Origin of the sequence: Lactobacillus iners DSM 13335, assembly GCF_000160875.1 — a bacterium.
In the GTDB taxonomy this organism is placed as follows: Bacteria; Bacillota; Bacilli; order Lactobacillales; family Lactobacillaceae; genus Lactobacillus; species Lactobacillus iners.
In genome coordinates, this window is record NZ_GG700805.1 from 91749 (window position 1) to 103814 (window position 12066).

At 31.2% G+C, this 12066-nt stretch carries 11 protein-coding genes, 1 pseudogene and 1 riboswitch; of the genes and pseudogenes, 6 read left to right on the forward strand and 6 right to left on the reverse strand.

Annotation, left to right across the window (positions count from 1 at the left end):
• Position 1: 1 nt before the first annotated feature.
• On the reverse strand, positions 2 to 553 hold the full coding sequence (locus HMPREF0520_RS02460) for a LemA family protein (protein ID WP_006729326.1): 552 nt from the start codon (positions 551 to 553) through the stop codon (positions 2 to 4).
• 15 nt (positions 554 to 568) lie between these two features.
• Complete coding sequence (locus HMPREF0520_RS02465) at positions 569 to 1675, reverse strand: SLC13 family permease (protein ID WP_006734765.1); 1107 nt, start codon at positions 1673 to 1675, stop codon at positions 569 to 571.
• A 205-nt stretch (positions 1676 to 1880) separates the two neighbouring features.
• Here HMPREF0520_RS02465 and HMPREF0520_RS02470 point away from each other — a divergent pair, with 205 nt between their 5' ends.
• The 5 genes from HMPREF0520_RS02470 to HMPREF0520_RS02485 all read left to right on the forward strand — a co-directional run bounded on the left by HMPREF0520_RS02470 (position 1881) and on the right by HMPREF0520_RS02485 (position 6012).
• On the forward strand, positions 1881 to 2252 hold the full coding sequence (locus HMPREF0520_RS02470) for an iron-sulfur cluster biosynthesis family protein (RefSeq protein ID WP_006729328.1): 372 nt from the start codon (positions 1881 to 1883) through the stop codon (positions 2250 to 2252).
• A 56-nt stretch (positions 2253 to 2308) separates the two neighbouring features.
• Positions 2309 to 2443 carry a hypothetical protein gene (locus HMPREF0520_RS06515; RefSeq protein ID WP_006729329.1) on the forward strand — a complete coding sequence of 45 codons (135 nt, stop codon included), beginning with the start codon at positions 2309 to 2311 and terminating at the stop codon, positions 2441 to 2443.
• 113 nt (positions 2444 to 2556) lie between these two features.
• A complete protein-coding gene (locus tag HMPREF0520_RS02475; protein ID WP_006729330.1) occupies positions 2557 to 3204 on the forward strand; it encodes a YfbR-like 5'-deoxynucleotidase in 648 nt (215 codons plus the stop codon).
• Positions 3205 to 4125, forward strand: a complete 921-nt coding sequence (locus HMPREF0520_RS02480) for an HNH endonuclease (RefSeq protein ID WP_006729331.1) — start codon at positions 3205 to 3207, stop codon at positions 4123 to 4125. It begins immediately after the preceding gene.
• A 183-nt stretch (positions 4126 to 4308) separates the two neighbouring features.
• Complete coding sequence (locus HMPREF0520_RS02485) at positions 4309 to 6012, forward strand: ABC transporter ATP-binding protein (RefSeq protein ID WP_006729332.1); 1704 nt, start codon at positions 4309 to 4311, stop codon at positions 6010 to 6012.
• A 59-nt stretch (positions 6013 to 6071) separates the two neighbouring features.
• Here the strand turns inward: HMPREF0520_RS02485 and HMPREF0520_RS02490 are convergent, their stop codons facing one another.
• From HMPREF0520_RS02490 to cls, 3 genes are all read right to left on the reverse strand, one after another.
• Positions 6072 to 6827: an amino acid ABC transporter ATP-binding protein gene (locus HMPREF0520_RS02490; protein WP_006730831.1), complete on the reverse strand. Its 756-nt coding sequence runs from the start codon at positions 6825 to 6827 to the stop codon at positions 6072 to 6074.
• Positions 6820 to 8427, reverse strand: a complete 1608-nt coding sequence (locus HMPREF0520_RS02495) for an ABC transporter substrate-binding protein/permease (RefSeq protein ID WP_006729334.1) — start codon at positions 8425 to 8427, stop codon at positions 6820 to 6822. The genes HMPREF0520_RS02490 and HMPREF0520_RS02495 overlap by 8 nt, the downstream gene beginning before the upstream one ends.
• A gap of 122 nt (positions 8428 to 8549) precedes the next feature.
• Positions 8550 to 8724, reverse strand: a riboswitch (Lysine riboswitch).
• Between the two features lie 86 nt (positions 8725 to 8810).
• The gene (gene cls, locus HMPREF0520_RS02500) at positions 8811 to 10256 is read right to left on the reverse strand and encodes a cardiolipin synthase (protein ID WP_006729335.1); all 1446 of its coding nucleotides are present in this window, start codon (positions 10254 to 10256) and stop codon (positions 8811 to 8813) included.
• Positions 10257 to 10336: 80 nt separating this feature from the next.
• On the opposite strand from cls, the gene HMPREF0520_RS02505 reads away from it, so the two are divergent.
• Positions 10337 to 10987 (forward strand): ribonuclease H family protein, encoded by a 651-nt coding sequence (locus HMPREF0520_RS02505; RefSeq protein ID WP_006729336.1) that lies wholly within the window; start codon positions 10337 to 10339, stop codon positions 10985 to 10987.
• 82 nt (positions 10988 to 11069) lie between these two features.
• Here the strand turns inward: HMPREF0520_RS02505 and HMPREF0520_RS06555 are convergent.
• Positions 11070 to 11381 (reverse strand): annotated as a pseudogene (locus HMPREF0520_RS06555) (transposase); the annotation flags it as partial.
• Positions 11382 to 12066 lie beyond the last annotated feature (685 nt).

Genomic DNA, 12066 nt, shown 5'->3' on the forward strand with positions numbered 1-12066 from the left:
ATTAAAATTTCACCTTAGGTACGTTCCTTTCTTCACTAGGAGTTGCGAGAAATTCTTGCTTAGTGAAGCCGTGTATACTTGCTACTATATTTGATGGAAATACTAAAATTTTCTTATTGAAAAATGATACAGTTGAATTATAGAGCTGACGTGAGTAAGCTAATTTATTTTCAGTATTTACTAATTCTTCTTGCAATTGTGCAAAATTTTCATTTGCTTTCAAATTTGGATAACTTTCTGATAAAGCGAAAATTGATTTTAAAGAATCAGTCAATTGGTTAGATACTTGCATTTGTTCTTGATGATTGCCAGTAGGTATCTGTACTAATTGATTACGTAATTGAATTACTTTCTCTAAAGTTTCACTTTCGTGTTTGGCATAACCCTTAACAGTTTCTACTAGATTAGGAATTAAATCGTTACGTCTTTTTAGTTGTACATCAATTTGACTCCAGGATTCTTCGATATTTACTTTAGCTCTTTGCAACCCGTTATAAATTGCAATGTATAAAACTATTAATATAATTAAAATAATAATGATTGCTAAAATCATAAAAATTTTCTCCTTTTAAATTACAAAATATAAAACTAGCCAGCCTAAGATCATTAATACAATCAAACCTGTAAATTGCAATAAACTGAACATACAAAAGAATTTTTTGCGTGAGATTGTACCATGCTCTAAAAAGCTTTTAAAAACTAACATATTTGCCATAGAACCTACTAGGGTACCAAATCCACCAATATTGGATCCTAAAAAAAGTGCTTCGGCATAATTGGTAAATTTACCAATCAAAATAGTAGAGGGAACATTGGAAATACATTGACTTGAAAGAATAGATGTTAAATAAACTAAATGCTCATTTGACATAGCTTTCGAAATCTCATTCACAATGAAGGGAATCTGTTGTATATCACTGATGAAAACAAAAAAACAAGTAAATGTCAATAATAAAGCATAGTCAATGTGTAATAAAATTGTTTTATTAATAAATATAGTTAATAGGATTGCTAAAATTGCTGGTACATAGACAGGAACTACATTAAAAATCCCAAAGAAAAAGAAGATAGAAACTACGATTGTTAAAATCATCGGTCGCATACTGATACGAATATCTTCCTTTGGTAAGGAAGGTATCGGTGTATTTTTGACGAACATCAACATAATGATTAGCAGAATGAGACTAACTGATAATAGTGGAAGAGACCATTTAAAAAATTGGATGGGTGTCACCGTATAACGATTGACAATATAAATATTATGAGGATTACCCCAAGGCGTAAATGCTGCACCGATATTAGCTCCCATACCGATTAACGTTACTGGCAAAATTTCAGGTAATTTGTATCGTCTGGCAATGGTTAAATATAAGGGTATTAATGTTAAAACTGTTATATCATTAGTTAAAAACATTGCCGAAATTACAGAAAGAAAAGTAAAAATTACTGTTAATCTACGTGTATTAGATGCACTAGCAGTTAATTTATATGCTAAAACGTCTAAAACGTGCAGATACGAAAAAATTTGAATAATTGTCAGCATCGCCAAGATAGAAAATAAAGTATGCGTATTGATGTCGCCTAATCTTGGTCTGGCAAAACAAAGACTCAAAATTGTAATTATAACCGTTATTTGTAAAATACGGTCTTTAAATATATTCCTTATGACGGTCATTAGGGGATCCCCTCTTAAAAATTACACATGTCTATTTTGTACTTTTTATACTGGAATATCATTTGATAAAAAAGAAGCACACATATACTTCTATTGTATCAGTATTCTTAATATTTAGGTAGGTGATGAGCAGATATTAACTATTAAATTAACAGATTTGATAAAATTAAATTGAATATAAACAGTATAAGGATGGATACTATATATGTTAATTAAGAAAATAATCAGTTTAAATATAAAGACGGCTGCAGCTGATCTTTTGCAGAATAAAATATTTGACAATGCAGTGATTATCTTAGCGTTAAATGATGGTTCCAACAAATATTCCACTGTAGGTGGAACTTGCACGATAGGGGCCAATTTTCAGTTGGTAATTTTGTCTAAATATGATTCACAATATGATATTGAAATTGATAATAATATGAATATACCTATGTATACATCACAAGATGAATTACAATATCTAACTAAAGGGTTGACCTTAGGTGCCAAAGCTGGTGTATTGTTCCTATCATCTGATGAGGGTATTATTGATAGTGCAGTAAGTATTAATAATAAAACTTGTCATACTAACTAGTTTAATGTTATGATAATAGAAGATTTTCGAAAATTTTTATTGAGAGGAAGAAAGACATGTCACGTAATATACATACAGGAATCAATCCTCATCGTAGACCTAGAAACAAAGATAATTCTAAGGAACGTGTAGCTCATGCAGCTAAGGTTGTTGCATTCTTGAACAAAGCTAAAGCAGATGAAAATAAATAATTAATAGTTATTTATATTAAGGAAATGTTTGTAAGAACATTTCCTTTTTGTTTGCATAATTTGAAAAGTTCTGCTATTATATTAAAAATTTTTAGATTAGAAGGAGTACAATTATGGGATTACATGCATATATTCAAGGGTTTAGTAGTTTAGAGTCAATAGATCGTGCACCAGGTTATTTTAAATATCAACATCATTCAGTAGCGGCACATTGTTTTCGAACTGCAGAGTTAGCACAAATTATGGGCGACATTGAAGAAGTAATAGGCGGTCAAAAAATAAATTGGAAAGCTCTCTATGAAAAAAGTTTGAATCATGATTATACAGAACGTTTTATTGGTGATATTAAAACACCTGTGAAGTATGCTACGCCTGAATTGCGAAAAATGATTGGCGAAGTTGAAGAAACAATGACAGCTAAATTCATTAAAGATGAAATACCAGCAGAATTTCAAGACATATACAAAAAAAGGTTAAGTGAAGCTAAAGACGATACTTTGGAGGGGCAAATTTTATCGATATGTGATAAATTAGATTTACTATATGAAGCATATGGTGAAATAGAGCTGGGGAATCCAAGTTTTGTATATATGCAGATGTTCAAAGAAAGTTTAGCCACAATTAAGACATATGATAATTTAGCTTGTGTGAAATATTTTATTCAAAAAATTTTACCAGATCTATTTAAGGGAGATTTTGCAGGAAAAGATAAGATGGAAAGAATAGCTTTTAGCATTTTGTTAATGGGAGATGAGCAATAATTGAAATTAGAATGTACTGCATGTGGGTTAAGATTGAATCACTTGCACTTTAAAAGAGACGATGAACTTAATATGAAACTATTCAGTGTTTGTGATATATGTCAATTGCGAGGTGTTGATCCACTTAAATATGAAAATAAAGTAGTACAAAAGTTATCCGAAATTTGCATGTTCAATTTTTGTGGTAAAGTAACAAAAGCGATAGTAGCTACAAAATACACAACTTTCGTTATTCCTAAATATAAACGTGCGTATGAAGCATTTATTCAAGACTATGATTGCAATGATGTAGCTATTGATCAAATAAATAGAAATACATTTTATCAATTTGTGATTAAAAGTGAGAAAGGCGAATTGCCTAGTCCTGAACTGACGAATACTTTTGAAGAAAACCTATTGCAGTTAGGGATTAAGGCGGATTTTTCTTTTAATAAAATTGATTATATTGATAGAGAATATATCAGAAATAAATATAAGTATCGATGTCAATATTGTGGTCGGCGTGGCACTAGTGTTGATCATAAAGATCCAGTTTGCTTTTCACATGATAATGGCTTGGATAATTTAATTTTATCTTGTAGCGAATGCAATAAGATTAAGGGAAATATGTCTTATCAATCATTTTGTAAAATGAATGCCAAAATTAAAAATATCAATAAAAAATTAGTAAAATACGAAACATATCTAAATTGTTTGCATGAACTATTTGATGAAAATAAGAGGTATATTGATGGACAAGTACATTTACGTGGAGTTATCAGAGATACAGAAATAGATGCTATGCGTAAACAAAATAAATCTTTGCATGATGCTATTGATAGTTTGCAAAGCGATTATGATAAATTACGTTTAATACGTAAAAACTATTTTGAAGTTAATGATAACATTACTAACGCTGAAAAGACTGATAAGTTGTTTTAACGACATATATAAATACTCTCTGAAAAAAGTGCAGAGGGTATTTTTTGTATCATTATTGAAATAGATTATAGAATATTGTATAGAAATTAAAAAAAAAAGAAAACTATATTTACAAAAAGATAAATATTAAGATATTATTATTATTATTATTATTAGTTTTATCCAGAAAGTGAGATATTAGTTATGCAAACTACTAAGGATTATGTCAAATTGTTTTTCAAACAAAATAAATTTGTAGCTTTTGTATCAGCACTAGTTTTCATCATATTATCAACTACTTACAGTATTGTGTCTTGGATTATGCAGGTTATTTTCGATTATATGGCTGGCAATAGTACATATTCCTTTGAAAGTATATTGTTGATGCTAGGGGGTTACTTATTTGTTGCAGCGTCACTCTTTATGGTACAACGTAGTGTATATCCTAGATTTCTTGAAAAAGCAATGAATCAGTACAAAGAAGCTGTCATTAAAAAGCTTTTTAAGAAAAGTTATAGTGATTTTCTAATAACTAATTCGGGTACATATCTCTCTGTATTAACCAATGATTGTGAACGAATTTTAGAAACATATTTGAAAAATATTTTTGAATTTATTCAGAATATTATTATGGTAGTCAGCAGTTTAACATTGATGTTGTACTACAATTCATTGCTTACAATTATTGCAATAGTCATTGCCATGATCCCGATGGTTTGTTCTCTTCTCACAGCACGTAGTATTGCAACACGTGAGGAGCAAGTTTCCAAGACTAACGAATCTTATGTGTCGTTGACGAAGGACATTTTAAATGGCATTTCTGTTATTAAGAGTTTTAAGGTTGAGAATGAAGCTATTAGTCGCTATCAAAACAAATCGATGCAACTTGAGCATACTAAAAAAATGCGTGAGCAAACATTTACTGTTGTTTCAGCTTGTGGCACTATTGCTTATATGTTGACGCAGTTTGGTGTCATGGTCATTGGAGCTTGGATGATACATGAACATATTGGGACTATGACTGCAGGTATGATTTTAGCATTTATTAATTTAATGAATGGAATTTTGCAACCAATTAATGCACTTCCACGGATATATGGTGGGATGTCAGGTGCTAAGAAGCTAATTACTAAGATGTCTGATTATATGAGCAATGCTAAAGAAGATACGGGTGAAACTATCAAACAACCGCTGGCTAATATTGCTTTGCAGGATGTTTCTTATGCTTATGATACTGATCATACGATTCTTAAGCATATTAATTTGCAGTTGCAAGCTGGTAAGTCTTATGCAGTTGTTGGTCCATCAGGAGCCGGCAAGAGTAGCTTGATTAACTTATTAATGGGTTACTATCAAAATTACGATGGTAGTGTGCACTTTAATAACTATGAACTTAAGCAAATAAGTAAATATTCGCTTTATGAAAAAATAACGCTTATGCAACAGTCTGTCTTTATATTTGATGCTTCGATTTGGGATAATATTACTTTATTTAAGCAATTTCCAGATGCTGAAGTTGATCGAGTTATTCATTTGGCAGGGTTGGATCATCTCATTAGTCAAAAGGGCAGAGATTATCAGTGTGGTGAAAATGGTAGTCATCTTTCTGGTGGTGAAAAACAACGTATAGCTATTGCACGTAGTTTACTAAAGAAATCGGAAATTTTACTTGTTGATGAAGCTACTTCCGCTTTAGATAATGAGACAAGTGCAAATGTAACTCAATCTATTTTAGATTTACAAGGAATACTCCGATTAGTTGTGACGCACCGCTTGGATGCTAGTTCATTGAAACAATATGATGAAATTCTTGTCATGAAGGACGGAGCGTTGATTGAACGTGGTAATTTTGATACTTTAATGGATAGTAAGGAATATTTCTACTCTTTATATACCATTTCGAAATAAAATATAAAACTATATAGAAAAAAATGGATGATTTTATGAATTCATCCATTTTTTATCTTTTATAAATTTTCATTTTTAAAATTGCGTAAAAATTTCTTTGTTTTTTCTTCTTGAGGGTGGTTAAAAATTTCGTTAGGCTGTCCTTGTTCTGTGATTATCCCATCACTCATGAAAATAACGTGATCTGAAATATTACGAGCAAAAGCCATTTCATGTGTAACAATGATCATTGTTAATCCTGTTTTGGCAAGATCATTCATGGTATTTAAAACCTCTCCAACCATTTCGGGATCTAATGCAGAAGTAGGCTCATCAAATAATAATATTTCGGGATTCATTGAAATTGCTCTAGCAATCGCTACTCGTTGTTGTTGACCACCCGATAACTGTTTAGGCTTTGCTTCAATATAAGGCTCCATACCTACTTTTTTAAGGTTTTCAATAGCAATTCTTTTTGCTTCTTCTTTACTTCTGCCTAAAACAAGTTCTTGCCCTACCATACAATTTTGTAAAACATTTTTATTGTTAAACAAATTGAATTGCTGGAAGACCATGCCTACTTTTGAGCGATATAGGTTACGATCAAAGGATGGATCTAAAATATTTTCATCATGAAAATTGATAATACCTTTATATGGTTCTTCTAAAAGATTTAAACAACGCAACATCGTTGATTTACCACCACCTGAAGGACCAATGATAGTTAAAATTTCGCCTTGAGTGACGTCAAAAGAGATATCTTTTAAAACAAAATTATTGCCAAATTTCTTTTGTAAATGTTGAATTTGTAAAATCTTCTTATTAGAATTAGTCATTTTCATTTTCTCCTTCCTTTGGTTCGTCAACTTGTAATTGGTTGGCCATTAAATTATAGTTTTTTGGACCTTCTAATTTGTTTTCAATTAGTCGGAAAATGCGGGTAATTGAAAAAGTTAATATTAAGTAGACTATCGAAATAATGAAGTAAGTTTGGAAAAATTGGAATGTTTGACTGGCGACTGTAGTACCTACAAAGAACAATTCGGATACAGAAATGATGCTTAAGACTGAAGTGTCCTTGATGTTAACAATAAATTCATTTGTAATGGAAGGTAAGCAATTTCTAACTGCTTGCGGCAGAATTATATGCCACATTTTTTGTGAATGAGACATACCTAGAGCACTAGCTGCTTCAAATTGACCTTTAGGAGTAGAAATAATACCACCACGAATAACTTCTGCTAAATAGGCACCTGTATTAATAGAAATAATGAATAATGCAGCTAAGGTACGGTCGAGATTGATGTGCCATAATTGTGCAATACCATAATAAATGACGGCAGCTTGAACCATCATAGGTGTCCCACGAAAGATTTCTACATAGACAGCTAATAACCAATTAATTAGTTTTAATAACCAATATTTGACCTTAGATAGAGGTGTTGGAATAGTTCTAATAATTCCAACTAATAAGCCGATAAAGAAACCGATAATAGTACCAATTAAGGATAAAAAGACAGTCATAATGACACCATTGAGGATCATTTTACCGTAGCGATGCATGATAGAAACAAACCAGTTGGTCTTTTTAGTTGTTGAAACTTGAGGTTGTTGCTTAATCGCAAAACTCATTAATTTTTCACGTTTATTATCAGAAATTGTTTTTAATATTTGATTAACTTGATTTAATAATTTGGTATTGCCTTTTTTTACACCGATACTAGTAATAGAATCATTATAATTAACATGAAAATGAGGCATTTTGCTTAGATTAATAGATACAATGTTAGGGTTAACGCGGTGGTAACTTTGGTATTCGATATCTTCGGCTACGTAACCATCAATTGTACCAGAAGCAAGACTTTGTCGCATAACAGAAAAATCTCGCATAGCTGTTAGTCTTTTAGCTCCTACTAATTGTTTAATTAAATCATAATGTAATGTTCCTTGTTGAGCAGTTAATTTGGCCCCTTTAAATTCGGTTAATTTTGTAGCTGTGGCAAAATTACTTGCATTGTTAACGATAAGGACAAAAGTACTTTTGCGGTAAGGAATCGAAAAATCAATAGCTTTTCTTCGTTCAGAAGTTGGTGACATGCCAGCTATAATTAGATCAATTTTGCCAGATGTTAAGGATGGCAATAATCCATCCCAGACAGTTTTTTCAACAATAACACGTCGATGCAATTTTTTACCAATAATTTTGGCTATTTGTACATCGTAACCATTAGCAAATTGCTTGGAACCATCAATAGGTACAGCTCCATGTGCATCTGTATTTTGTGTCCAGTTATATGGTGGATAATTGGCTTCCATACCAATTTTTAATGGTTCTTTTGTTTTAGCATTAACAATTGATGTATGACTAAAACTAACGGTTATGATACTGCATAAAAAAAGAATCATAATCATAAATGTATTTATTTTTGACTTCATTTTGAAATACCTCCAAAAAATTATTTCAAATAAAGCCAATACAATAAAAGCGTAATAAAACCCTGTTGTATTTCATTATCAAAACACAACAGGGTTTACAAAAAATCATTAGTAATTAAACCAAATCATATAGCGCTCCCTGGAATTGTCCAGGACAGTCTGTAAAATATGCTTTTACAGCCCAACAAAATATATAGACGAAATAATATTCTGTTTCGGCGATATTCCTGAAATAAATAATCAACATCTTCGTCGACTCCTAAATATTTCGTGAGTATCGCAACCTCTATTGCATTGGGAATTTATTCAACTAAAACACATGATAAACCGTTTATTAAAAAAGTCAAGTATTTTTTCCATATAAAAAATAATTTTTTAAAAAATTATAAGAACGGTGAAAACATTCTGGCAAAAGCTTGTTTGAATTTAAGCCATTTAGACCATCTTTCAGTAATTGTGGGAGTCAACTGATAGCATTCGCACATATCATGCTTAAAGATATCTTTTAATTGTTTAGTGATAGTATTGTCATAAATGATGATTTCATCTTCGAAATTTAAAAGGTATGAACGATAATCTTGATTCATAGAACCAACGGTTGAAAAATCATTATCAATTGTGACGGTTTTGGCATGCAAAAATCCTTTTTCATAAATATAAATTTTTATGCCCATATTCATTAAATAATTGGCATACCATTCAGTTGCTCGATAAATTCCAATGTGGTCAGGCATGCATGGAATCATTATACGTACATCTACGCCAGAGGTAGCTGCTGTTACCCAAGTTGCTATCATGGGATCATCGGGAATCAGGTAAGGAGTTTGAATCCAAATACTTTCTTTAGCCATCATCATTAATTTAATCATTCCATTACGTAAATAAGGGACTTCTTTATCTGGACCATCGTTGACTACTTGGACTGTAGAATGATTAGTATTATATGGATCATTATTACATTTTGGAAATAATAGGTCAGAAAATTTGATTGTATGTTTATAATCATTAGAAGCATTCCAATCCATTACAAAACGTTCTTGTAACAAGAGTGCTGCTGGTCCAACTAGTCGAATATTAGTATCACGCCAATAACCGAATTTTTTATTATGTCCGATATATTGATCGCCTATATTATAACCACCAGTCCAAGCAATTTTGCCGTCAATGACAACAATTTTGCGATGCATATGATAATTTATCCTGTATTTCTTAATATTATTTTGAGAAGTAATGAATGGTATCACTTCTCCGCCTACCTTAATTAGAGGCTTAAACCAGCTTAATTTTGTGCCTAGTGATCCCCATGGGTCGAAAATTATTCTAACTTTAATACCATTTTTTGCTTTATCTATGAGTAAATTCAAAAATTTATTTCCCAATTGGTCATTCATAAAAGAGTAATATTCAACATTAATAGTATGATGTGCATTTTGCATATCGTTGAATATTTTTTGAAAATTGGATTGGTTATCCGTATAAATTTCTATTGCGTTATTTTTTGATAAAGGGGCTTCTTTTTGATTATTAAAATATTTGATTAATTGGATGGCTTTATGCGAGGTATCGTTAGAAAAAATTTTTTCTAAACTATAAGCTTGCATTTTATTTACTTTATCTAAGCTGATATGTTTTTGTTTATTAATAGCAAAAAGATTTTCTTTAGAAATTCCACGACCGATAAAGCCATAAATAATAAAACCAGCAACAGGGAAAATAAGTAAAATGATGAGCCAAGCCCAAGACGTTGCTACGGAGCGTTGATGTCTAAAAACAATATAGAAAGATATAATCATATTCACTATTAGTATAAGTGTAATTATATTAGCCATTGATACCACCCTTTTGCTAGTTTGTTTAAAATTATTTTAGCATTAATGATAAAATTAGTAATATAGAGGAGAGAGATATTATGAAATTTTATGCCGTGAGAAAAGGTAGAAAAGTTGGAATTTTTAACACTTGGCAGGAGACTAAAGAAAATGTAGTTAATTTTTCTGGTGCTGAATATAAATCATTCAATAGTATGGAAGCCGCTCAGGCTTATCTGAATGCAGATAAACCTGTCGTAGATGATTATTCAGATTGTGACATTATTGTTTATACTGATGGTGGTTGTCGTAATAATGGCGTTCATAAGGGTGGCCATGTTAAAAAAGATGATAAAGCTGCGTGGGCTTATACAATTAGATGCAAAGATGAAGCTTGCAGTATAGATGGTGTTGGTGGCGAGAGAGGGGCTACTAACAATCAAATGGAATTAACAGGACTAATTGAGGCCATTGAAATGTTAATCAAGAAAAATTGGCAAAATAAAAAGATACGTTTCTGTTTGGATTCTAAGTATGTAATTGAAAACATTGATAGATTGTCTACATGGAAAGCTGCTGGTTGGCGTAATACTAGTGGTTTAGTAGCTAATAAAGATAAGTGGCAAAAATTAGAACCGTTGTTGCAAGAATGTACTAATAAATCATTTGTCTGGGTTAAGGGTCATGCTGATAGTGAAGGTAATAATTACGTTGATCGAAAATTAAATGAATATATGGACGATGAAATGTAAAAAAAGATATTAGTCACAATGATGTGACCCCAAAAAGTTAGACTTTTTTAACGTAGCAGTTTATATGGCTGCTACGTTATTTTTATGCAGCCAAGAGTTTAAGCTTGTATTGAACTGGACTTATCCATCCTAGTTTTTCTTTAATTCTTTGTTCATTATAATACTTTATGTATCGTTCTATTTCTAATTTTAGCTCATCATAGCTATAGTAAGTAACACCATAATAGATTTCTTGTTTAAGTAATCCAAAGAAGTTCTCCATAACAGCGTTATCATGACAGTTTCCCTTACGAGACATGCTTTGGAAGATTCTTTCTTCTTTTAGACGATAAGTGTATGCTTTCATTTGGTAAGCCCATCCTTGATTTCTTAATTCTCCAACCACTCGGCGATAACCATAATTCTTGTTAGTCTCTCTGATTTCAAGAATCTTGTCCTCAATTTCTTTGTCTGGATTTTCTCTATCTAATCTTTTCTGCCAATACATATATGTTGATTTAGGCATGCCTGTATAAGAGAGAAGGTCTTTTAGTTTAATTTCTCCTCGGAGACTTTTGATGACGAGTGCCGTTATCTCATTTTTGCCTGTCCTCTAAACGCAGCCTCCTCAATTCTTTTAAAAAGGCATTCTCAATTTTTAACTTAAGCAGTTCATCTTCTAATTCTTTAACATGCTCTGTACTTGTATCAATTATTATTTCTTCTTTCGACCTTTCTTGTTCGATTTTAAAGCATCAGGACCTACAGTACGAAAAAGATTACCCCAACTACAAATCATCTTGGATTGCTTATACCTTCTTGAATCGCTAAGTCTTGATATGAAATCTCACTTGATAGATATAACTTTACAACAGAAATTTTCTTTTCGAAAGATATTGTGCTCCACCTTTACCATCTAAATAGTCTAAAACAATTTTTTTCTTAAATTCAAAACTATATTTTGCCATAAAAAACCGACCTTCCAATCGTTAGATTTTGGTCTAACTTTTGGGGGGTCGGTACATATAACTTTTTAATTCCATTTTAAATACCTCCTTAAATAGTTCTATATTTATCCAGTTATGTGATGAGAATTATAA